16 protein-coding genes are annotated in these 23,887 nt (G+C 63.2%); 10 read left to right on the forward strand and 6 right to left on the reverse strand.

The features are described from left to right. Window positions 1–298 precede the first annotated feature (298 nt). The 5 genes from E1H16_RS09595 to E1H16_RS09615 all read left to right on the forward strand — a co-directional run bounded on the left by E1H16_RS09595 (window position 299) and on the right by E1H16_RS09615 (window position 9,241). A complete protein-coding gene (locus E1H16_RS09595; protein ID WP_134323603.1) occupies window positions 299–1,876 on the forward strand; it encodes an ABC transporter substrate-binding protein in 1,578 nt (525 codons plus the stop codon). A 234-nt stretch (window positions 1,877–2,110) separates the two neighbouring features. Beyond that, a complete protein-coding gene (locus E1H16_RS09600) occupies window positions 2,111–3,685 on the forward strand; it encodes an ABC transporter substrate-binding protein (protein ID WP_134323605.1) in 1,575 nt (524 codons plus the stop codon). Between the two features lie 233 nt (window positions 3,686–3,918). After that, window positions 3,919–5,499 carry an ABC transporter substrate-binding protein gene (locus E1H16_RS09605; protein ID WP_134323607.1) on the forward strand — a complete coding sequence of 527 codons (1,581 nt, stop codon included), beginning with the start codon at window positions 3,919–3,921 and terminating at the stop codon, window positions 5,497–5,499. Between the two features lie 268 nt (window positions 5,500–5,767). Continuing rightward, window positions 5,768–7,348, forward strand: a complete 1,581-nt coding sequence (locus E1H16_RS09610; RefSeq protein ID WP_134323609.1) for an ABC transporter substrate-binding protein — start codon at window positions 5,768–5,770, stop codon at window positions 7,346–7,348. A gap of 312 nt (window positions 7,349–7,660) precedes the next feature. Further along, on the forward strand, window positions 7,661–9,241 hold the full coding sequence (locus E1H16_RS09615; RefSeq protein WP_134323611.1) for an ABC transporter substrate-binding protein: 1,581 nt from the start codon (window positions 7,661–7,663) through the stop codon (window positions 9,239–9,241). 81 nt (window positions 9,242–9,322) lie between these two features. Here E1H16_RS09615 and E1H16_RS09620 read toward each other — a convergent pair whose 3' ends face one another. After that, complete coding sequence (locus tag E1H16_RS09620) at window positions 9,323–9,526, reverse strand: cold-shock protein (RefSeq protein WP_134323613.1); 204 nt, start codon at window positions 9,524–9,526, stop codon at window positions 9,323–9,325. Window positions 9,527–9,842: 316 nt separating this feature from the next. Here E1H16_RS09620 and E1H16_RS09625 point away from each other — a divergent pair, with 316 nt between their 5' ends. Continuing rightward, window positions 9,843–11,159, forward strand: coding sequence for a bifunctional o-acetylhomoserine/o-acetylserine sulfhydrylase (locus E1H16_RS09625; protein ID WP_134323615.1), 1,317 nt, complete (start codon window positions 9,843–9,845; stop codon window positions 11,157–11,159). A gap of 145 nt (window positions 11,160–11,304) precedes the next feature. On the opposite strand, the gene E1H16_RS09630 is transcribed toward E1H16_RS09625, so the two are convergent. The 3 genes from E1H16_RS09630 to E1H16_RS09640 all read right to left on the reverse strand — a co-directional run bounded on the left by E1H16_RS09630 (window position 11,305) and on the right by E1H16_RS09640 (window position 16,071). Then, window positions 11,305–12,201: a hypothetical protein gene (locus tag E1H16_RS09630; RefSeq protein ID WP_134323617.1), complete on the reverse strand. Its 897-nt coding sequence runs from the start codon at window positions 12,199–12,201 to the stop codon at window positions 11,305–11,307. Window positions 12,202–12,406: 205 nt separating this feature from the next. Next, window positions 12,407–13,342 (reverse strand): ABC transporter permease, encoded by a 936-nt coding sequence (locus E1H16_RS09635; RefSeq protein ID WP_243837815.1) that lies wholly within the window; start codon window positions 13,340–13,342, stop codon window positions 12,407–12,409. After that, on the reverse strand, window positions 13,339–16,071 hold the full coding sequence (locus E1H16_RS09640; protein ID WP_243837816.1) for an alpha/beta fold hydrolase: 2,733 nt from the start codon (window positions 16,069–16,071) through the stop codon (window positions 13,339–13,341). Before E1H16_RS09640 ends, E1H16_RS09635 begins: the two co-directional genes overlap by 4 nt. A gap of 296 nt (window positions 16,072–16,367) precedes the next feature. On the opposite strand from E1H16_RS09640, the gene E1H16_RS09645 reads away from it, so the two are divergent. Further along, window positions 16,368–16,631, forward strand: a complete 264-nt coding sequence (locus tag E1H16_RS09645; RefSeq protein ID WP_134323621.1) for a hypothetical protein — start codon at window positions 16,368–16,370, stop codon at window positions 16,629–16,631. Window positions 16,632–16,958: 327 nt separating this feature from the next. Here the strand turns inward: E1H16_RS09645 and E1H16_RS09650 are convergent, their stop codons facing one another. Both E1H16_RS09650 and E1H16_RS09655 read right to left on the reverse strand, forming a co-directional pair. After that, the gene (locus E1H16_RS09650) at window positions 16,959–17,609 is read right to left on the reverse strand and encodes an FMN reductase (protein ID WP_134323623.1); all 651 of its coding nucleotides are present in this window, start codon (window positions 17,607–17,609) and stop codon (window positions 16,959–16,961) included. Continuing rightward, on the reverse strand, window positions 17,610–18,770 hold the full coding sequence (locus tag E1H16_RS09655) for an LLM class flavin-dependent oxidoreductase (protein WP_243837817.1): 1,161 nt from the start codon (window positions 18,768–18,770) through the stop codon (window positions 17,610–17,612). It abuts the gene before it with no gap. Between the two features lie 41 nt (window positions 18,771–18,811). Here E1H16_RS09655 and E1H16_RS09660 point away from each other — a divergent pair, with 41 nt between their 5' ends. The 3 genes from E1H16_RS09660 to E1H16_RS09670 all read left to right on the forward strand — a co-directional run bounded on the left by E1H16_RS09660 (window position 18,812) and on the right by E1H16_RS09670 (window position 23,883). After that, window positions 18,812–21,208, forward strand: coding sequence for an AAA family ATPase (locus E1H16_RS09660; protein ID WP_134323625.1), 2,397 nt, complete (start codon window positions 18,812–18,814; stop codon window positions 21,206–21,208). Between the two features lie 208 nt (window positions 21,209–21,416). Continuing rightward, window positions 21,417–22,619 carry a glycosyltransferase family protein gene (locus E1H16_RS09665; protein ID WP_134323627.1) on the forward strand — a complete coding sequence of 401 codons (1,203 nt, stop codon included), beginning with the start codon at window positions 21,417–21,419 and terminating at the stop codon, window positions 22,617–22,619. Beyond that, window positions 22,606–23,883 carry a glycosyltransferase gene (locus E1H16_RS09670; protein ID WP_134323629.1) on the forward strand — a complete coding sequence of 426 codons (1,278 nt, stop codon included), beginning with the start codon at window positions 22,606–22,608 and terminating at the stop codon, window positions 23,881–23,883. Before E1H16_RS09665 ends, E1H16_RS09670 begins: the two co-directional genes overlap by 14 nt. The last annotated feature ends 4 nt before the right edge of the window (window positions 23,884–23,887 follow it).

The following is a 23,887-nucleotide window of genomic DNA, read 5'->3' on the forward strand; positions in this document are numbered from 1 at the left end:
GGCCTCCTGTTATGCGTGAGCGGTTCCTAGACAGCTCCACTCTCGCAACGGGAGGCCTTCACCCGTCAACAGATCACGCGCGATTCACGCAACAACGTCCCTGGACATCACAACTAGCCACCCCATCGATAGTGACGGGCCCCGCACGCGGGGCCCGTCACTATTTTCTGTCCGATGACGAGATTGCGCCGCCACTGAATCACGATTCGGTTTCGGATAGGAGTAACCGGCGATTCTCGGCCATACTGCTTCCCTGCGACTTGGATCACAACCTGGCGCCGCACGATGAGGAGAGCACATGAAACGAGGAATCCGCTACTTGGCACCGCTGAGCGCCCTAGCGATGGTGCTGGCTGGCTGCGGAGACGCACCGGACTCGGAAAAGGAGGCCGACACCAGCGGGTTCGAGTCGGAGATTCCCCTCGACGAGAACTATGACCCCGAGGGTCATTTCGACTTCGCGTATACGGCGTACCCCGCGAGTTGGGACCCGGCCAAGAGCGTCAACGGCGCGGACATGCTGATGTTTTCACCCGTGTACGACCGACTCCTACTCGAAGAGCAGGACGGCACGATCAGCCCGATGCTGGCCGAGGAATTCACCGCGTCCGAGGACAACAAGACGCTCACGTTGAAGTTGAAGGAGGGCTTGACGTTCTCGGACGGCGAGCCGTTCGACGCCAATGCCGTCAAATTCAACCTCGAGCACTACACCGCCACCGACAGCCGGATCAACGGCGAGGTCTATCAGATCGATGAGATTGAAGTCGTAGACGACTACACGGTCGACCTACACCTCAACGGCGGTATCGGCTCGCTGGTGGTCGGGCTGGCCTCCCGCGCAGGCGTGATGGTCTCCCCCGCCGCGGTGAAGTCGGGGATCATCGAGACTGAACCGGTCGGCGTCGGCGCCTATCAGGCAACCGACATCTCCGCAGGCAACTACGTCCAGTACGAGAAGACCCCTGACTACTGGGACCCGGACGCACAGCGGGTCGCGAGCATGAAGATCCAGTACATGGCCGACGATCAGACCCGGATCAACGCACTGAAATCTGGTGATGTCGACGGTGCCGCGATCAACCCGGACGAACTGGACACCGCCGACGACGCCGGTCTGATTCCGCTGGTCACCCAAAGCCCTCGCTTCATCTACTTCATGCTCAATGCGGGCATCGAGCCGTTCGATGATCCCGAGGTACGCAAGGCGATCAATATGGCTATCGACCGCGAAGCGATCTCGCAGGGCATGTACGACGGATACTGCACCCCGCAAATCCAGCCATTCCCCAAGGGCAGCCCGGGCTACAGCGAGAAGATCGGCGACGGACTCGACATCTTCCCGTATGACCCTGAGGCCGCCAAGAAGATCCTCGAGGACAAGGGAGTCACCGAGGTCAACATCGCCACTGCCGCGCCCAACGTCACGATCTACACCAAGATCGCCGAAGTGATGCAGGAACAGCTGACCGAGATCGGGATCAATATGGAGATCCACTCGCTCCCGCCCGTACCGCAGGTGCAGGAGTTCGCGATCGACAAGGTGACCGAGACGTTCTCGTCAATCTTCACCGCGATCAATGACCCCGACGCGATCACCGCGCGCTATCTCGGGCCGGATGCGTTGTTCAATCCGGGCGAGGTGGTGTACGAGGATCTGATCAAGTACGCCGAGGAGGGGGCCAACTCGCTTGATCCCGAGGAGCGCAAGCCCGCCTACGAGAAGTACATGGACGCCTGGGTCGAGACTCCTCCGCACTTGATTCCGCTGTGCATGATTCACCTGACCAACGCCTACAACGACAACGTGTCGGGCGCCGTCCAAATGATGAACGGGTACCCGAACCTGCGAGGTATCGCCGTGGCTAAGGAGTAACCCTCCACAGGGTCTAAAGGTCGGCTGTCGATTCACGTGGCAGCCGACCTTTGCGTTGCGCCACACCTTCGTTGCACGGCTGTTCGCGTTGCGTCACTTCTCGGCTGATCCGCTACTGAATTGTGATTCCGGCGCCCCTATCGATAGTCCAAATCGTCGTGCATACTTCACCCAATTGAGATCTGCATTACAACTGCGTGCGGACCGCTGCGGCGGCCGTGTCGAGGAGTGCACATGAGACGAGGAATGGGCGTAATCGCGCCGATTAGTTGTGTAGCGCTACTGCTGGCGGGGTGCGGCGACGCGCCCGAACCGTCGTCCGACGAAGAAACAGCTGAGTACGCACAGACGATTGAGCTGGACGAAAATTACAACCCGGACGCGCATTTCGACTGGTCTTATCCAGAGTTCGCGGCCAGCTGGGATCCGATCGAAAGCCTGACCGGTAGTGACATCAACTTCTTCGAGCCTGTATATGACCGCCTGTTGCGCGAGGACGTGGACGGCAACGTCGGCCCGATGCTCGCCACCGAGTACTCGGCCTCCGAGGACGGAAAGGTCTTCACGCTCACCCTGCAGGAGGGGCTGAAGTTCACCGACGGGGAGCCGTTCAACGCCGAAGCCGTCAAGTTCAACATCGAACGCGCGGCGGGAGAAGACAGCAAGATCAACGGTGAGCTTGGTCAGGTCGAATCCGTCGAGGTCGTTGATGAATACACCGTCGACATCCACGTCGACGGCGGGATCGGCTCGATGCCGATCTCACTAGCTAACCGCGCCGGGATCATGGTCTCGCCCAAGGCAGCAGAATCTGGCCAGTTGGCTTCCGAACCCATCGGTATCGGTCCGTACGTAGTCACCAACTTCTTGCCCGGCGATCGTGCCGAGTACGAGCGGACACCGGACTACTGGGACCCGGACGCTCAGCGCGTCGCGAGCATGACCTACTACTACATGACCGACGATCAGACCCGGCTCAATGCACTTAGGTCTGGTGAACTAGACGCCGCGCGCATCAACCCCGACGAGATGAAGACGCTGGCCGACGACGGCTACGTCCCGCTGTCTCAACCGAGCGCGCTCTACATCTACTTCATGGTCAACGCCGCCATCGAGCCGTTCGACGACCCTGAGATTCGCCGGGCCATCAATATGTCGCTCGATCGCGAAGCCATCTCTCAAGGCTTGTACGACGGATACTGCACCCCGCAGTTCCATCCGTTTACCGAGACCGGGCCGGCGTACAGCGAGGAGATCGGTGACGGGCTCGACGAGTTCCCTTATGACCCCGAGGCCGCCAAGAAGGTCTTCGAGGACAAGGGCGTCACCAGCCTGGACATCACCACCGAGGTCGTGAACGTGACGATCTACCAGCAGTTCGCCGAGATCGTGCAAGACCAGCTGAGCGAGATCGGGATCAACCTGGAGATCCACGCGGCGCCGACCAGCGACATCGTGCAGCGGTTCGCGATCGACAAGACCTCGGAGGCGTTCACCTCGATCTCGACCGGCATCAACGATCCCGATATTTCCAACGCGCGCTACATCAAGCCGGACGCGCTGTTCAACGCCGGCAGTGTGGAGTATCCAGACCTAATCAAGTACGGCGATGAGGCCGCGTCGTCACTGGACCCAGAAGTTCGCCGTCCGGCCTACGAGAAGTACCTGGAATCCTGGATCGAGAACCCGCCACACCTGATGCCGATCTGCATGATCCACCTCGCGTTGGCCGCGTCGGACAACGTGTCGGGAATTTCGCAGAAGGCGAATGGTTACCCGGACCTGCGTGGCGTGGCCATCACGGAGTGAAGTTAGTCGACCTTCCTGGTCGAGTTTGCCGACCACGCAGCCTGAGCGGCCCCTCATCGTTCTATGAGCGATGAGGGGCCGCTTCGTCTGCGTTATCAGCGGCGAGTCAGCCGATCAGTCACTACATCGGGCCCGTCCGTGGACCGCGCGCCGGACGTACCGCAACCCGCGCGTATTTCTATGACACCGAGTGCCTATTGTGAGGTGTTCAGAATCCGTGAAGGGACACCCCCATGACGCGTTACGCGAAACCGCTCGTTGGCCTGGTGGCCGCCAGCTTGCTGCTGGCCGGCTGCGGCGACGCGCCGGATAAAGGCACCGGCGCCGAAAACAACGAGTACGGCAACAGCATCGAGGTTGCCGATGACTTCAATCCCGATAGCCATTTCACCTGGGCACACACGTCGTTCGCCTCGACCTGGGACCCGATCAAGAGCATCAACGGCAGTGACCAGAACTTCTACGAACCGGTCTACGACCGATTGCTGTTCGAGGAGCAGGACGGCACCGTCGTCCCGATGCTGGCGACCGAGTTCACCCCGTCCGAAGACAACAAGAAACTCACCTTGACCCTTCAGGAGGGATTGAGCTTCTCCGACGGGGCACCGTTCGACGCCGAAGCGGTCAAGTTCAACCTGGACCGCGTCCGCGGCGAAGGCAGCAACATCGCTGGCGAGCTGTACCAGGTCGACTCGGTCAATATCATCGACCCGCTCACCATCGAACTCGAATTGTCCGGCGGTATCGGTTCGCTGCCGGTCGCCCTGGCCAACCGCGCCGGAATCATGGTCTCCCCCGAGGCCGCGAAGGCCGGCGATCTGGAGAGCGAACCGGTCGGCATCGGCCCGTACGTGACGACCGATATCGCCCCGGGCGACAGCGTCGACTACGCGCTCACCGAGGACTACTGGGACACCGACGCGCAGCGCGTCGCCACAATGACCTACAAGTACATGCCCGATGACCAGACCCGCCTGAACGCACTCAAGAGCGGCGAACTGGACGGCGCCCGAGTGAACGCCGACGAGATGGACATTCTCGCCGACGCCGGCCTGATTCCGCTGGTCGAGCCGAGTTCGCTGTTCATCTACTTCATGGTCAACGCGGGTATGGAGCCGTTCGACAACCCCGAGGTCCGCAAGGCGCTGAACATGGCGATTGATCGCGAGGCCATTTCCGAAGGCCTGTACGACGGCTACTGCACCCCGCAGGTCCAGCCCTTCCCCGAAGGCAGCGTCGGGTACAGCGAGAAGGTCGGCGACGGGCTTGACGTGTACGGGTATGACCCCGAGGCCGCGAAGCAGATCCTCGAAGAGGAAGGCGTGACCGAACTGTCGGTCGCGACCGCCACTCCTAACGTCACGATCTACACGAAGTTGTCGGAGGTTCTGCAGAGCGAACTGAAGGACATCGGCATCGATCTGACGATCAACTCGGTGCCGCCTGCCGAAATGGTTCAGCAGTTCTCGGTCGACCAGGTCACCGAGACCTTCACCTCGACCGCCACCGGAATCAACGATCCGGACGTGACGAACTCGCGGTACATCAGTGCCGACTCCCTGTTCAACCCGGCGAACGTGGAGTACCCGGACCTGCAGAAGTACGGCGACGAGGGAGCGGCAACGTTCGATCCCGCCGAACGTAAGCCGGCGTACGAGAAGTACATGGACGCGTGGATGGAAACTCCGCCACACCTGATGCCGATCTGCATGCTGCACCAGTCGATCGCCGTCGCCGACTACGTGTCCGGCGTCAGCGAGAAGGCCAATGGCTACCCCGACCTGCGCGGGGTCGCGGTCTCCAAGGAGTCCTAGCCGCATCGCACGATAAAGGCCGTCTACCGCAACTGCGCGGTAGACGGCCTTCGTCTTTGCGGATGCATACGTTGCCTTCGACAACTGTGCAGCGCCTCAGGGCTGCTGTGTGCGGAGGGCGCCCTGCTCCGACGCTTCGGCCCCCTGCGGTATCGGCGCGGTCACGATCGGGCTACGCCTGAATCGGACCGGCGAGTAGCGCCGCGCGCAATCCCATACTCCAACCACCCACGGCCGCAGTCGCGGCCGCCATGTGAAGGGAGCACGGATGAAACAAGCATCTCGACTGATCGCCGCGACGGTCGGTGGCAGCCTGCTGCTCGCCGGCTGCGGTGAAGCGCCCGAGGAATCGTCAGCGTCCGATACCGAAGACTTCGGCATGGCGATCGAACTGGACGAGAACTACGACCCAAACGGACACTTCGATTGGGGCTACACTTCCTTCGCTTCGACCTGGGATCCGATCAAGAGCATCAACGGCAGCGACCAAAACTTCTACGAACCCGTCTATGACCGGTTGTTGTTCGAGGACGTCGACGGGGTTATTCACCCGATGCTCGCCGAGGAGTTCACGCCGTCCGATGACGGCAAGACACTCACCTTGAAACTCCGCGAGAATCTGAAGTTCTCTGACGGCGCCGCATTCAACGCCGAAGCAGTCAAGTTCAACCTGGACCGGGCCCGCGGTGAGGAGAGCAAGATCAACGGCGAGCTGTACCAAGTCGAGGACGTGGAGATCGTCGACGAGTACACGGTCGACGTCCACCTCTCCGGCAGTATCGGCTCGTTGCCGGTGGCGTTGGCTAACCGCGCCGGAATCATGGTCTCGCCCGAGGCCGCGAAGGCCGGCCTACTGGACACCGAACCGGTCGGGATCGGCCCGTACGTGACGAGCGAGATCGTGCCCGGTAGCAACGCGTCGTACGAGAAAACCCCGGACTATTGGGATCCGGACGCACAGCGTGTCGCCACGATGACCTACTACTACATGGTCGAGGACCAGACCCGGATCAACGCCCTCAAGAGCGGCGAGGTGGACGGCGCCCGGATCAATCCCGATGAGATGGATGTGGCGGCGGACGGCGGCGCAACGCCGATCGTGCAACCGAGTTCGTTGTTCCTCTACTTCATGGTCTCCACGGCGATCGAGCCATTCGACAACCCCGAGGTCCGCCGGGCGATCAATATGGCGATCGACCGCGAGGCCATCTCACAAGGCATGTACGACGGCTACTGCACCCCGCAGATCCAGCCGTTCCCCGAGAGCAGCCCCGGCTACAGCGAGAAACTCGGTGACGGGCTGGATGAGTTCCCGTACGACCCCGAGGCGGCCAAGCAGATCCTCGAGGAGGAGGGAATCACTGAGCCCATCGACATCGCCACGGCCGCACCGAACGTCACCATTTATACGAAGTTCGCCGAGGTGATTCAGGATCAGTTGGGCGAGATCGGTATCAACATCGAAATCCACGCGCTGCCACCGGCCGAACAGGTGCAGGAATTCGCGATCGACAAAGTCACCGAAACCTTCACGTCGGTCTCCACAGGGATCAATGATCCGGACGTCGTCAACTCGCGGTACGTCGCGCCGGATTCCCTGTTCAACGCCGGCAGTACCGAGTACCCGGATCTGCAGAAATACGGGATAGAGGGCGCTTCAACGCTCGATCCAACCGAACGTAAGCCAGCGTACGAAAAGTACATGGACGCGTGGGTGGAGTCGCCGCCACATCTCATTCCGGTGTGCACGATTCACATGGCTTCGGCGTACAACTCGAATGTCTCGGGAGTGGGCCAGAAAGCGAACGGCTACCCAGATCTGCGCGGCGTGGCTGTCGCCAAGGAGTAACACGATTGACGTGACTGCGGGTGCGGATATCGGCGACGCGGTCGCCGGTATCCGCAACTGAATGAACCGCCGACAGCGAAGCGCCACACCACGGTGCAGGTCGACTCTCCCCATGCGAACCCTCGCCGTGCCACGCCGCGCGGAAGCGACAAACGTGTGCGAGAAGCGTTCGGAAACAAGTCCTGCGCCTCGGCAGCGTCACGATAATGTAACAAGCACTCAATACAGTTGCTCTGGTTGTGGGATTGGTCATACTCCTTACAGCCGCCCCGACCGACCAGCGCGTGTGGGCGGGTCCCGAGAGGAGCATGGATGAAACGAACTCCAAAACTCATGGTCGCGGCACTCGGCGCCAGCCTTGTGCTCGCAGCGTGTGGCGATGCACCGGAAAGTAAGACAGCCGCAGAAAGCGACTCGTTCGGCAACTCCATTGACCTCGTCGACGGATATGACCCCGACGGGCACTTCGATTGGGCGTACGTCGCGTTCGCCTCCAGCTGGGACCCGATCCTGAGCATCAACGGTGGCGACCAGAACTTCTACGAACCCGTCTACGACCGGTTGCTCTACGAAGGTATCGACGGGGAACTCGAGCCAATGCTCGCCACCGAGTTCACCCCCGCGGACGACGGCAAATCGCTGACACTCAAGCTTCGCGAAGGCCTGACATTCTCCGACGGAGAGCCCTTCAACGCCGAGGCCGTCAAATTCAACCTGGACCGTGCCCGCGGCGAGGAAAGCAAGATCAACGGCGAGTTGTATCAGGTCACCTCGGTCGACATCGTTGATGACTACACCGTCACGCTGGAGTTGTCCGGCAGCATCGGTTCCCTGCCCGTGGCGCTCGCCAACCGCGCCGGCATGATGGTCTCCCCTGCCGCTGCCAAGTCCGGCAAGTTGGACGCGGGGCCCGTCGGAATCGGCCCCTACACCGCCGCCGATATCGAGGCGGGCAACAAGGTCAACTACGAGCTCACCCCAGACTACTGGGACACGGACGCGCAGCGGGTCAAGACGATGACCTACTACTACATGCCCGATGATCAGACCCGAATCAATGCGATGAAGTCCGGTGAACTGGACGGCATGACCGCGCCAGCGACCGAACTGGACAATATGGCCGAGGAAGGGTTTACCCCAATCGTCCAGCCGAGCTCGCTAGTGCTCTATTTCGCGGTGAACACCTCGGTGGAGCCATTCGGTGATCCCGAAGTGCGCAAGGCGATCAACATGGCGATCAACCGCGAGGAGATCTCGCAGGGGTTGTACGACGGATACTGCACAGCGCAGATTCAGCCGTTCCCCGAGAGCAGCCCCGGTTACAGCGACAAGATCGGTGACGGGTTGGACATTTGGGGTTACGACCCTGAAGAAGCGAAGAAGATTCTCGAGGATGCCGGCGTCACCGAGCCGATCGAGGTCGCCACAGCTGCGCCGAACGTCACGATCTATACGAAGTTCGCTGAGGTGCTGCAGGACCAACTCGCGGATGTGGGCATCAACGTTGAGATCCACTCGATCCCGCCGAGCGAGATGGTGCAGGAGTTCTCGATCGACAAGGTGACCGAGACGTTCACGACGATCTCCACCGGCATCAACGATCCGGACGTGATCAACTCCCGCTACATCGCGAAAACGTCACTGTTCAACCCTGGTAACACCGACTATCCCGACCTGACAAAGTACGGCAACGAGGGCGCATCGACGTTCGATCCGGACGAGCGCAAGGTGGCGTACGAGAAGTACATGGATGCCTGGGTGGAAACCCCGCCGCACCTGATTCCGGTGTGCATGGTGGAAGGCAATTCGGTGTTCGCCGATAACGTCTCGGGCGTTATCCAGCGGGCGAACGGCTACGTCTCACTGCGCGGTGTCGCGGTGGCTAAGGAGTAGCACCGACGCAAACAGCAGAAGCGGGCCACCATGGGTGGCCCGCTTCTTGCGTGCTTCTAGCGTCAACGCTGACGTGCCGGGCTATCCGAGGATTCGGACCTGCTCGGCCTGTGGACCCTTGTCCGACTGCGCGACCTCGAACTCGACCCGCTGTCCTTCGTCGAGGGCCCGGTAGCCGTCCATCTGGATGGCCGAGTGATGCACGAAAACATCTTGGCCGCCGTCCACGGCGATGAAGCCGAAGCCCTTTTCCGCGTTGAACCACTTCACGGTTCCCTGTGCCACATGCGCTCCTGTGTCCGTTACTGCTCAGGCCCGCGGTTTGCGGCGCCAGGGTCTCGCTACGACCGCGCGCCACGTTACCCACGATGCGTAGTCCTGCTCGTGGCCAGGCGGTAACGAATCGGCAACGGCCACGCGACACCTGATCGGCGATCTCACCCAGTGAGAGACATTCCATCGGTCATCTGGACGCTACGGTACAATTTCGCGCAGCCGTTCAATCTTCAACAGATCACAGCCTTCGGCTGTCCCTTCACACATAAGCGCGGGGGCTCTCGAGATCCGATGAGCCCCCTTGACCTATACGGAGAAACCCACAGTGACCAACGAAGCAAACTGGGCTTTTGAGACCAAGCAGGTCCATGCCGGCCAGATCGTAGACAGCCAGACGGGCGCCCGCGCGCTACCGATCTATCAGACCACCTCCTTCGTCTTCAAGGATGCCGACGAAGCCGCCAACCGCTTCGCGCTCAGCGACCTGGGGCCGATTTACACCCGGATCACCAACCCGACCCAGGAGGCGGTCGAGAACCGGATCGCCGCCCTTGAGGGTGGCGTCGGTGCGTTGCTGCTGTCGTCCGGCCAGGCTGCCGAAACCCTCGCCATCATGAACATCGCCGAGGCTGGCGACCATGTGGTCGCCTCCGCCAATCTGTACGGCGGCACCTACAACCTGCTCAAGCACACCCTGCCGAAGTACGGCATCCAGGTCACCTTCGTCGAGGACGCCACCGACGCACAGTCGTGGAAGGCCGCGGCGAAGGAGAACACGAAGTTGTTCTTCGGCGAAACGATCGCTAACCCTTCCGGCGAGATCATCGACATCGAAGAGGTCGCTGCGGTGGCGCACGAGGTCGGCGTACCGCTGATCCTGGACAACACCATCGCCACGCCGTACGTACTCAACCCGATCAAGTACGGCGCAGACGTCGTCATCCACTCGGCGACCAAGTACCTCGGCGGACACGGCACCTCGATCGCCGGCGTCATCGTGGACGGTGGCTCGTTCGACTACGCCCAGTACCCCGAGCGCTTCCCGAATTACAACCAGCCCGACCCGTCGTACAACGGACTGACCTACGCGAAGGACCTCGGCGTCGGCTCGGCGTTCGGCGCGAACCTGTCGTTCATCCTCAAGGCGCGCGTCACCCTGCTGCGCGATATGGGTCCTGCAGTGTCGCCGTTCAACGCATTCCTTATCTCGCAGGGCATCGAAACGCTCAGCCTGCGCGTCGAGCGTCACCTGGAGAACACCCGCAAGGTGGCTGAGTTCCTACAGAACCACCCGCAGGTGGAGAAGGTCATCTGGTCGTCGCTGCCGGATTCCAAGTACTACGACCGCGCTCAGAAGTACACCCCGAAGGGTGCCGGTGCGGTGATCTCCTTCGAGATCGCCGGTGGCGTCGAGGCCGGCCGGAAGTTCGTCAGCGCGCTTGAGCTGCACAGCCACGTAGCCAACATCGGCGACGTCCGCTCGCTGGTGATCCACCCGGCCACCACGACCCACAGCCAGCTATCGGCGGAGGACCTGGCTGCTGCTGGAGTCACGCCGGGTCAGGTGCGTCTGGCCGTCGGTATCGAGGGGATCGACGACATCATCGCCGACCTCGAGACCGGCTTCGCGGCCGCGAAGTAACGTCCTGAGCCTGCGGCACTAGACGCGAGGCCCCTCAAACGGGCGCAGCATCAGGTCTGAAGCGGGGTTGTCCCAGGGAAGCGCGAAAGTTTCCGCGCTTTCCTTTGACAACCCCGCTTTACGATGAACACAGTAACTCTGGCGGTCAAGACCGGAGGCGTTGCTCAACATCAGCTGGCCGATCGAGCTCGTACCAGACAAAGCGCTCAACCCGCCAACCCAGACGCTGAATCGCATCCTCGCGCTTCTTCTCGTTGACCACTGACCTACCCGTTTCGTACTTCACCTCACCGTCGAACTCGGCGATCACGTTCGTGTCGCGCACGCGGAGATCGGTACGCGCCACGAAAGCGCCCTCCTTATCACGCACAACAAACTGCGGTTCGACATCCAAACCTGCGCGGACTGCGATCAACCGCAACCGCGTTTCCCCTGGAGACTCCGCTCGGCCGTCGGCCCGATCTGCGACCTCGCGAATACGCCTCGCCCTTCCGAGCGGATCGAGCACCTGAGCGGCGTCGTACAGCTGGCCCTTGCTCAGCGACTCACGGTTTAACGCGGCATCGGCGGCCACCACCGCCGCATCGACACCAACTGCGCGGGCGACTTGTGCAATGGCGACGGCCTCATCAACAACCAGCGCACGGTCGAGTTCGTATGTCGGTAGGTCCAGCGAACAGCGGCTGATCTTGATGCCGGGCACGCTCAACGAACTCCCGCCATTTCGGCGTACGAACCGGACAGTAGTCAAGTCGATGTCGTACGTCGGCAGGCCTGCCATCACGATCGCGGACTGGTGGCTGACGGCCAGCCGTCTGCCGTACCCGACGCTGATCGCGTGGGCCAACTCCCGATGACGTTCAGTGAGGTCCTTCGGCGGCGGACTCGTCGTCAGTATCCCCCGCCACACCTGTCGCGCGAGGCCGCATTTGACCCACCGCGCAAGGTCGGCATCAGTGCAGCCGTACTGCGCCGCGAGGCGTCGAGTGAACACACCGCGTTGGCCCGCCGCAGCGACAAGTAAGGGCGCAGGAATCGACATTGCCGAAGCGTGACATGCACCGCCACCGAACGAAATCCAACGGCGCGCCGGTGTGGAAAACCGCCGGCGGAGTGGAAAACCGGTACCGCGTCGGAAGCCGTCCCACTTTCCAGCCCGCGCAGAAGCGTGGTTCCACGCAGAAAGCGGGAAACTGTTCGCGCTTTCTGCGTGGAACCACGCTTTCGCCGCGCGGCGTTTCGCTATCTCAGGAGGTGACGTCCTTGCGGCGGAAGTGCCAGAAAGCCAGCACGAAGAGCACCACCGAGTACCCCAGCGACCAGGCGATACCGGTGGCCATATCGGCGGTGTCCGGCGGATCGCTCAACATGCCGATCCAGGCGAAGTTATACGTCGTCGGCAGTGCATTCCGGAGACTTTCCAACGCCTCGACCTGGCCCAGGATCGAGGAAACGATCACGATGAACACCGTGCCACCGACCGCCGCCAACGGCGCATCTGTGCGCACCGACAAATAAAACGCGAGCGCGCCGACCATCAGCAGGTTGACGATCATGTAGCCGACCATCGCTGCAAGTCGCCACCACATGTCGCCGGTTTCAATCACCGTTCCGGCCGGCGAAGCGACGGGATTCCAGCCATAAGCGATAGTTCCCGCCAGCAGCGACACCGCGACCAGCGTGAGTACGGCGAGCACGGACAAGAACAGCGCGACCTGCAGTTTGCGCCACAGCAGGACGGTCCGCGGTACCGGCGATGCCAACAGGTAGCGCAGACTTCCCCACTGCGCCTCTACTGCGACGGTGTCACCGAAGAACAATGCGAACACGACAACCAAGAAGAACCCAGTGGTCGCGAAGAACACCAGTAAGACGAAGTTGAACCCGCCCGCAGTCGCGACGTCGAACAGGTTGATCCGGCTACTGGGCCCGGTGTCTTCCGGCGAACCGAACGCGAACGCGGCGATCAATACCAACGGCATCGCCGCCATCAGCGCGAACACGCCCAGCGTGCGCCGCCGACCAAGTTGACGACGCACCTCAACCCAGAACCGCAACGAATGCCGGCGCTGATACCCGTGCGCGGTGTCTGCATGCTCGGCTACCGATGCGGCCGGCAGCGATCCGCTTGCGCTGACGGACCGAGGCGCCTGTGCGGGCCCGTCGTTCGACTGCGACATCATTCATGACCTCCCACGAGCGCCAGGAACGCGTCCTCGAGATGCCTGCGCGGCATGACCTGCTCGACCTCGACGCCCGCCACAACCAACGCCGCGACGACCTCGCCGGCGCGGACGCCGTCCAACTCGACAATGACCCGGCGACTCTCGGCCGCTACGACCTTCACGCCCGCTAGATCGCGCAACGCCGCCGCCGCAGCCTGCCCATCGTTGGTATCGATATCGATCTCGCCACCGGCGCCGACCACGTCAGCGACCGTGCCCGACGCGATCACCTCGCCAACGTTGACCACAACGACATGCGAGCAGGTCTGCTCAACTTCGGCCAACTGATGGCTGGAGACGAGCACCGATCGTCCGTCGACGGCGTACGACTGCAGCACCTGACGCATCTCGGCGATCTGCGGCGGATCGAGCCCGTTGGTCGGTTCATCCAGCACCAGCAAGTCAGGCAGGCCCAGCATGGACTGCGCAATCGCGACGCGCTGCCGCATGCCCTGCGAATAGGTGCGCACCTTGCGGTCGAGTCGGTCGCCGAGGCCCGCGATTTCGATGACCTCGTCGAAACGGGCGTCCTCGATCGGGCGGCCTGTCGCAGCCCAGTACAACGTCAGATTCTCCCGACCGCTGAGGTGTGGCATCAGCCCTACACCTTCGACAAAACACCCCAACCGGCTGAGCACCGGCGCGCCGGGACGCACGCGGTGACCGAAGACTCGCAGCGAACCGTCCGTGGGGTGGATAAGCCCCATCAACATCCGTAAGGTCGTCGTCTTCCCGGCGCCGTTAGGTCCCAACAGGCCAACAACCTGACCCCGCTCAACCCGGAACGACACGTCCTTGACCGCGACGAAACCGTCCTTGTACGCCTTGCGCAGACCATCGGCGATCAGCGGAACATTGTCCAACTCTGGATCGTGATCGATCCGCTCGCCTTTCGTGCGCCGCGCTCGCAACACGAAAAGCGCGGCCAATCCAATCAGCACGGCGGCGCCAATACCGATCAGCAGACGGGTCCAGGCCGACGTCGCGTAGGTGAGGGATTCGGTCGCTACGGTCGGGTATTCAATTGCCCCGTCCTCGCCCAACGCGATAGTGACGGTCTGCTGTGTGGGCTCGACTTGATAGGCACGATCGGTGGTTGCGAACGCAACCATAATCCGGTGGTCGGCCTCAAAACTGTGCGCGATCGCCGGCAGGGTGACCTCGAGGGCGACATTCCCGTTATTCTCCGGAACCACGACCGGAACCACCTGTCCGCCAGGCAATGCTGGAAGTCCACCGGGCGCGGCGTCGTACACCTTCGCGAACAGCATTCCGCCGTCCGGCATTCCGGAAACGTCGACGGTGACGACGGGGCTACCGACGACCGTGACCGGATCCGACAAGACGGCGCTGCTGAAGTACGCGGCTTGGCCGGGCGGATCGAATGCCACGCCGAGCCCCAATCCAGGCAGTGAGGACAACGATCCCGGGACGCCGCCGGGCGGACGGACAATCTCCTGTGGCGGCCCGGCGAGGTCCACGCCGTCGTACGTCGCGACGTTATCGACGTACTGCTCGGCGACCTCGTTGCGCGCGGTCGGACGACCGCTGCGACCCGTCGTGGTGAGCCCGGTCTGCTGCGCAAACTCGAATTCGGTGCCCGGGTCGTCGCCGTTGCCGGCGAGATAGTAATCGAACCAATCGGCCGTTACGTCGTACACCCGGGAGAGTTCTGCGTCAGTGGCCGCAACACCACCATCGTCGTGGCCGCCGGCGGTCCACATCACTTTCACCGTGCCGCCGGCTTCGGTGATCTGTCGCGCCGTCACGTCGGCTTCGCTGAGCGGGAATAGCGAGTCAGCCTGGCCTTGGATCAGCATCGTGGGCGCATCGATCTGGTCTGCTACCGAGTACGGCGATGACTCATCTAACCGCGCCAACCCTGCATCATCGAGCGTTCCTGTAGTCGCTGCGTCGGCGTACACGGCGCATATGTCGGCGGCAAACTGCCCACACTCAGGGTCCTCGAGCGACCCACCGTTCAACGGGCCACCGCCGCCGGGTTCGGAGTCGTCTGACTCGGAGTCGGCGGCGCCGAGTAGCGATGTGAGGTCGACGCCCTTGCCGAAGCCGAAGAACGTTCCGGCCCATTCGCGCTTGAACGCCCCAGGGGTGAATCCGTCGGCCGCGGCGGGGCCGGCGGCGGCTTCACGCTCACCTTCTCCATTCGGGAAGAACACCCGCGCGAGCCGGTTCCAGGTAATCATCGGGACGATCGCATCGACACGCTCGTCGTAGCCCGCGGCCAGTAGCGCGAGCGCGCCGCCGTACGAGCCACCGGTGATCCCGACCCGCGGGTCATCGGGACCGTCGAGTTCTACGTCGTCGCGCTCCGCGAGATAACTGATCAAGTTCTGCGCATCGGCGACCTCGGCGTCCGGCGCGTTCAGCCCGATCTCACCGGTGCTGGTGCCGAACCCTCGGGCGCTATAGGTGAGCACTATGAACCCGCGCTCGACGAGGGCGAGAGCGTCCGCTTCGACGCTGTCCTTGGAACCGCCGAAACCGTGCGCCACAATGACCGCCGGAGCCGGATCGTCTGCGGTGACGCCGTCCGGTACGAAAACCGTGACGTCGAGTTCCGCCGGGTCGGCGGTTTCGCTGCTGAATCGGAACTCTTCGCTTTGATAGCTAGGTGAACTGCTGACGGAGCGCCACACGATGAGCGCCGCGACGAGTGCGATCACTGCGATGAGTGCGATCAATCGTCTGCCGCCGAGCCATTTCGCCACCCGTGTGCCGTTCTGTCGAGCCGATAACGTCCTCTACAACAACTGACCACACGGTAGTTAGGTTCCCGTGCGAGTTGTGACGAGCAGACATCACAGCAGCCACATCACAGCGGCCAGTGAGCGCGGCAGTCGATGAGCTGTCGACGACGGCGCGAAACCAACGACACGCTGCCGTCGACTGACTTCAACCGAACCGATTCGCCCATTTCGGTCGAGTTGCTTTCGCCGGTCAACCGATTAACGTCGAGCTTATGCTCATCATCGCGATCCTCGTCTTCGGCATGGTTGCCGGCGGGCTGGCCCAGCTCCTACTCGGCAAGCGCCTGCAAGGCGTGAACTGGCCACTTGCCTTCGTGGCCGGCGTCATCGGCTCCTTACTGGGAGGACTGCTGATCAGTTTGCTCGCCGGCGACGGAATCGAACTGCGTCCGAGCGGCATTATTGGCTCGATCGTCGGTGCGATCATCATCACGGCTGGGTATACCGCCATGTCTGGGCGCACGAGCGCCAAATAGCGATTCGCGTCCTCGGCTTAATCGGGCGCCGGGGCGCGCTCTGGCGCCAGGGGCGCGCTCGGCCGGTGATCGACAGGTCCACTCTCGGCGGCATCCGGTTCGGGCGATTGCCGCGGCTGGGTTGCCGCAAATAACGCAGCAAAAATCAGGGGGCATCGGCTATAGCGCGATGCCTGGCGATTTTTGCTGCGTTATTTGCGCTAGTTCCGAGTACCACGCGAGTTCGGGGCGACGACCCGGCGCGACTAGGCGCGCGGGTTCGGAGTACGCCCGAGCTCGAAGCACTGCCCGAACCCGGATACGGTGCTCCGGCGCGGCGAGACCGACCTACCCGGCGTGGCCTCGCAACAGGTCGGCAAAATTCGTGACTTGCGTCGGCAGGTCATTACCGGAGTTTCGCACCGGATCAGGAGTGAATCCCGCGACCGCGTCGGTCGACGCCACCACGAGCGAGGCCAGCTCGGACGCCGCACGCGAGATTCTCCCCGTCAAGCCGGAATCTGCCGAATCGCCGAAATCCTCGGTGGCCGCGAAAACTCCGGTCGGTACGACGACCGCCCGCAGGTACGTCAATAGCGGGCGCACCGCGTGATCGAGGACCAGCGAATGCCGTGGCGTTCCGGCGGTAGCGGCGATGATCACCGGCATCCCGTTCAGTGCGTCAGTATCGAGTTGGTCGAAGAACATCTTGAACAGCCCGCTGTAACTGGCGGCGAACACCGGCGTGACCACGATCAGTCCGGCGGCTTCGGACACCTGGTCGCGAGCGGACGCCAGCCGCGGCCCCATCAGTCCACCCCCGGTCAACGAATGAGCCAGATCAACGGCGAGTTCGCGCAACTCGATGAACGAGACCTGCACCGACTCGCCCCGCGCACTGACCGCCGCATCAACCGAGTCGGCGATGCGGTCGGCCAGTAAGCGAGTCGAGGACGGAACGGACACTCCAGCCGACACGACCACGATGTTGCGTGACATTTAGACGGTCTCCAGATTCTCGGCGTTAATGACCTTGCGGTGCTTGGAGTCCGCGCCTTCGGCCACCAGCGACTCATGGGTGGGCGGATCGCTGGGCACGTGCTCCGGACGCCGGCGCTCGAACTCGGCGCGCAGGGTCGGCACGACTTCCTTACCCAGGATCTCGATCTGCTCCAAGACGACGTCCTGCGGCAGACCGGCATGGTCGACCAGGAACAATTGCCGCTGATAATCACCGGCGTAATCAGCGAACGACAAGGTGCGCTCGATGACCTGCTCAACGGTGCCGACCGTCAGCGGCGTGTACGACGAGAACTCCTCCAGCGACGGACCGTGACCATAGACCGGCGCATTGTCGAAGTAAGGCCGGAACTGCTTCTTGGCCTCAGCCTCGGTAGTTCCGATAAAGGTCTGGCCTCCGAGCCCGACAATCGCCTGATCGGCCGCGCCGTGACCGTAGTACTCGTACCGCTGGCGATACAGGTCGATCATCTGCTTAGTGTGCTCGGCATTCCAGAAGATGTTGTTGTGGAAGAACCCGTCACCGTAGAACGCGGCCTGCTCGGCAATCTCCGCCGAACGGATCGATCCGTGCCACACGAAGGGTGGTACGCCGTCCAGCGGTGCGGGCGTGGAGGTATACCCAGTCAGCGGAGTGCGGAACTGTCCCTTCCAGTCGACGACCTCCTCACGCCATAGCCGACGCAGCAAGTGGTAGTTCTCCACGGCCAGCGGGATGCCCTGACGGATGTCCTTACCGAACCACGGGTAGACCGGGCCGGTGTTGCCGCGACCCATCATCAGGTCGTTGCGCCCACCGGACAGGTGCTGCAAGAACGCGTAGTCCTCGGCGATCTTGACCGGGTCGTTGGTGGTGATCAGGGTCGTCGCGGTCGACAGTCGCAACCGCGAGGTCTTGGCAGCGATATAGGCCAAGTGGGTGGTCGGGGAAGACGGGACAAACGGCGGGTTGTGATGCTCGCCGGTCGCGAACACGTCCAACCCGACCTCCTCGGCCTTGAGCGCCATCTCGGTCATCGCCGCAATCCGCTCAGCTTCGCTGACCGTCGCGCCGGTCGTGGGGTCGGTGGTCACGTCACCAATCGTGAAGATGCCGAACTGCATTGCCTTCTCCTCAACTCGTTGAATATTCAACATCATAACAGGACCTATCCCGTTTTGATTCCCATTAGAGTCATGGGGTGGCCGATTCCACTCTCACCCTCACCGCCCGCCTGACCGCCGCCGTCCTGGACGCCCGTCGCGGAATCGTGCGCATGCACCGCGACGTCATGGCCGCCCTGGACCTCTCCGCCTGGGATCCGGTGCGCCTCGATGGCGCCCGCAGCACCGCTGCCATCGTCGCCGAAGGCGGCGCCGACGTACCCGCGGGAATCCTGCTGTGCGACGACCTCACTCTCGGCAACGCCGGACTGCAGGACGGCACCGCCATCAGCGTCTCCAAAATCCCACTGAGCGAAGCTCGTTCCGTCGAACTCGTCGGCGACGAGAACGTGATGCGGATGATCTCGCCCGACATGCTGCGGCGCGCGCTGCTTGGCAAGATGGTCACGGTAGGCGACGACATCTCCCTGATGCCGCTGGACAATCCGGTTCACGGCGGAGTCGAGGCAGCTGACCTCGAGGCCGCTCGTCGCCAATTACGCGTCGCGATGGGCATGCAGTGGACGACGACCCTCGTCGCCGTCACCGCGAGCGACTCCAGTGAGCCGGTACTCGTGACCGGCGCGACCGCAGTTTCCTGGCGCGGCGGCGCCGTCGCCCCGGGCTGGCAACGTGATCCGGCGACTCCCCCGACGTCCGCCCCAGCCGCCGCGACCGGGATGTTCTCGGTCACTCCGGCACCGCAGCGACCTGCTGCGCCGACCACCGCGGACCAGATGCTCGCCCCTGGACCCACCCACACCGGCGTGCAGGCGAAGGCCGTCACCCGCACCGACGACCGGCCGGCAGCCGAAGCTCTCGCTAGTAGCTCTGAGCCCCCAAAGGCCGATATATCGGCCAATGCAACGCCGACCCTGGACGACTTGAGCGGCTTCAAAACACAAGCTGACTCACTAACCGAGTGGCTCGACCTCGGCTTCAACCATCGCGAAGTTCTTGACCGACTCGGCAGCAAACCACAGCTCGGCGTACTGCTCAGCGGACCTCCCGGAGTCGGCAAGTCGACTCTTGCCCGCGCCGTCGCCGCACACGTCGGCGCCGCCGTCATCGACGTGTCCGCGCCCTCGATCGCTGCCATCGAAGCGGGCGCCGCGGCCGAAACGCTGCGCTCGGCGACCGAAAAGGCGATGAGCGACGCGCCGTCCGTGCTGCTCATTCAGGATGTCGAGGCCCTCGCACCACGCGAGGACGCCGATCCCATCTCCCGAATCTTCATCGATCTGCTGCAGCGCACGATCGCCGAGGGCACCATCGCCGTCATCTGCACCACCGCCCGCCCCGAGGAGGTCAGTTCCGAACTCTCACATCCCGGTGTACTCGATCATCAACTCGTCCTTCCGCTGCCCGATAAGGCCATGCGCAAGGCTCTGCTGGACGCGTTGTTGCGGCCGGTACCGCTCGAGGACGGCGTCAACCTCGACGACATCGCCGGTCGGACCCCCGGCTTCGTAGCCGCCGACCTGCTGGCGCTGCGCCGCGAGGCGACCGTCCGCGCGGCGTTGCGGCAGAAGGACGCCGAGATGCCTACTGTCGCCGCCGAAGATCTCATCGGGGCGTTGGACGTTGTTCGCCCGACCGCGATGGCCGAATCGACCCTCGAGGTCGCCCGGGTGACGCTCGAGGACGTCGGCGACATGGCCGAGACCAAAGAAGCTCTCACCGAGGCCGTGCTGTGGCCGCTGCAGTACCCCGATACGTACGAACGACTCGGCGTCAGTCCGCCGCGCGGCGTACTGCTGTACGGCCCTCCCGGCTGCGGTAAGACGTTCCTCGTCAAGGCCATCGCCGGTCAGGGCCAGACCAACGTGATGAGTGTGAAGGGTGCCGAACTGCTGAACAAGTGGGTCGGCGAGTCTGAGCGCGCGGTCCGCGAATTGTTCCGTCGAGCCCGGCAGGCAGCGCCGACGCTGATCTTCATGGATGAGGTCGACGCGATCGCGCCGCCCCGCGGTCAAGGGACCGACGGCGGCACGACCGATCGCGTCGTTGCCTCACTGCTGACCGAACTGGACGGCGTCGAGGCGCTGAATAACGTCTTCGTGATCGGCGCGACCAACCGCCCTGACCTAGTCGATGCCGCGATGTTGCGCCCCGGACGCCTCGACAAGATGATCTACGTGCCGCCGCCGGACGCCGAGGCTCGCGCCGCCGTCCTGCGCGCCTCGGCCCGCAAGACGCCCGTGACTCGCGGGGTCGACTTCGACGCGATCGCTGAGCAACTCGATGGCTATTCCTCAGCAGACTGCGCCGCTGTGGTCCGCGAAGCCGCGTTGGTTGCGATGCGCCGCGACATGTCGGCACCGAAGGTCACCAAGCCCGACTTCGATCAGGCCATCAGAAACGTCAAAGGATCACTTGATCCGCAGCAGGTGGCGTGGTTGGAGAACTTCGCGAACGATCGAGACCTGGCCTGATACACGCCAATATCCCGAACCGTCCTTCGTCACACCGAAAGTCGCCACTAGTGGCGCTTCGGTGGCGCGACAGCGCAGGTGAACCAACCGTGAATCGCCGGTAAATGAAGAACTCCTCATCTGAATGACGGACTCCTCATTTCCTCCTGTTTGAGTGATTCCAGCTTCGATCCGCGGAGCCGCAGAACGAACTCAGGAGGTGCGGCGGATGCGCACGCCGGTAACCAACCCGTTCCGGATATTGCTGTACTCACACGACTCAGTCGGCCTGGGCCATATCCGTCGCAATCTGGCACTTGCGCACGAGTTGGCTACCCGGCTTCCCGAACTCTCCGGCCGCCCGGTCACCGGGATGCTGCTGACCGGTGTCGGATATAGCGCGGAACTCGACGTACCGGTCGGCTTCGACGTCGTCCTCCTACCGGGTGTGCGCAAAGGCGACGAGGGTTACGAGCCTCGTAACGTGCACGTGCCGATGACCGATCTGATCGACATCCGTGAACGAGTTCTTGGCGGCGTCATTCGCGGATTCGCGCCGGACCTGATCGTCGTAGACCGGCATGCATACGGAATCGACGGTGAACTCAGGACCGCTCTCGCCGGCGTGCGCAAGCACCGTCCATCGACACGGATCGTGCTCGGACTGCGCGAAGTCATCGACGAGACTTCGGCCACCGCCGCCGAATGGGCGCGCCTGGGTGATCTCGCCGAGTTCCGCAGCATCTTCGACGAGATCTGGGTGTACGGCGACCCGCAGGTGCACGATGTGCGCGTTTCGGGGGAACTCCCCGCCGCACTGCACGATCTGGTGCATTACACCGGGTACCTGGCAACCGGCCGCCATTGGTTGCCCGAACGAGAACCCACGCCCGTGCCCTTCGTGCTGACGATGGTCGGCGGCGGCAGCGACGGGGCGGCACTGTGCCGTCTTGCCGCTGCGGCAACCGTGCCGGACGGTCACCGGCATGTCGTGGTCACCGGTCCACAAATGTCGCCCGAAGACCGCGCCTCAATTCAGCAGTTGGCCGGCCCGGACGTCACTCTCGTACCCGCCGTCCCGGATGGACTAGCGATGATTCGCTCCGCCAGCGCGCTGGTGTGCATGGCCGGATACAACACCGCGTGCGAGGTCATGAGCACGCGTACCCCGGCGCTGCTGGTCCCTCGTGAGGCACCGCGCAAAGAACAACTCATCCGCGCCGAATCGCTCAACGTGGCCGGCGCCGTCGATGTACGTCGGCTCGAACAACTCACCCCGCAAATTCTCAGCGATTGGCTGCGGCAGTCCGTCACTAGGGCGCAACCGCGCGAGCACATCCACCTGGCCGGACTGGCCAGCGTCACGAACCTGGTCGCCGAAACCATTCGTCGCTCGCAGATCAGCAAGGAGCTCACCGATGCTGCCGGTTAACCAGCGAACTGCCGGCCCCACAAGGGTCGGTTACGTGCTCAAGGTCTATCCCCGGTTCTCCGAAACCTTCGTAGTAACCGAAATCCTCGCCCGCGAGGCCGCCGGCGAGGACCTCGCCATCTTCGCGCTACGGCCGACAACCGACGCTCGCTTCCACCCGGAAATAGCGAAGGTGCAAGCGCCGGTCACCCACCTCACCAAACCGGTCAAACTCTCCGGGATGTGGGAGTCGCTCCGACACGCGCACGCCGCACTTCCTGGTCTTGGCCAACGGCTTGCAGACGCACTGCCATTTTTGCTCCGGATCGATGCAACTGACGCGATCCAAGGCATCGATCTGGCCATCGCGGCCGTGGCAGGCAAGATCACCCATCTTCATGCACACTTCGGCTCGATGGCCGCCCGCGTCGCGGCCGTCGCCAGCGCACTGACGGGCATCCCGTTCTCGGTCACCACCCACGCTAAGGATCTCTTTCACCAGGACGTCGACCCGCTGGTGTTGGCCGATGTGCTGACACGTGCCGATCACATCGTGGCGATCAGCCGCTACAACGAGCGGTTCCTGCAGCAGAACTATCCGCAGGTTGCGGCGCGCACAAGACTCGTGCGAAACGGCCTAAACCTATCGAAGTTTGCCTATACCGATCCTCGCCCACTCCACGGCCCGCTGCACATCGCCGCTGTCGGCAGGCTCGTGGAAAAGAAAGGATTCACGCACCTCATTGATTCAATCCACCGGCTCCGCAGCCGGCCGGATGCGCCGGATCTCGAGGTGCGCATCGCCGGAGACGGCGAACTGCGCGACGCGCTCCAGGCGCAGATTTCGATCTCCGGTCTCGACGATGTCGTGCACCTCATCGGACCGCGCAGCCAGGACGAGATACGCGACCTGCTGACCTGGGCCGACGTCATGGTCGCACCGTGCATCGTCGGCGCGGACGGCAACGCCGACGGACTACCGACCGTCCTACTGGAAGCGATGGCGATGGGCGTGCCGGTAATCGCCAGCGACGTCACCGGAATCGGCGAAGCAGTCAACCCGATTGGCCCGACACAGACCGGGATCCTGCTGGATGCCGGCAGGCTCGCAGCCGACGACGGCAGCGAACTCGACGAGGCGTTACGCACTGTGGCCGATCCGGCATATCCGCGCGTCGCGATCGCGCGCCGCGCGCGCACGCTGATCGAACGCGACTTCGATGCAGCCACCCAATCGCAACTCTTGGCCGCCCGCCAAGGCCGCGCGGCGCTGCAGGCCAGCTGAAAGG

Source organism: Cumulibacter soli, assembly GCF_004382795.1.
Classification (GTDB): Bacteria; Actinomycetota; Actinomycetes; order Mycobacteriales; family Antricoccaceae; genus Cumulibacter; species Cumulibacter soli.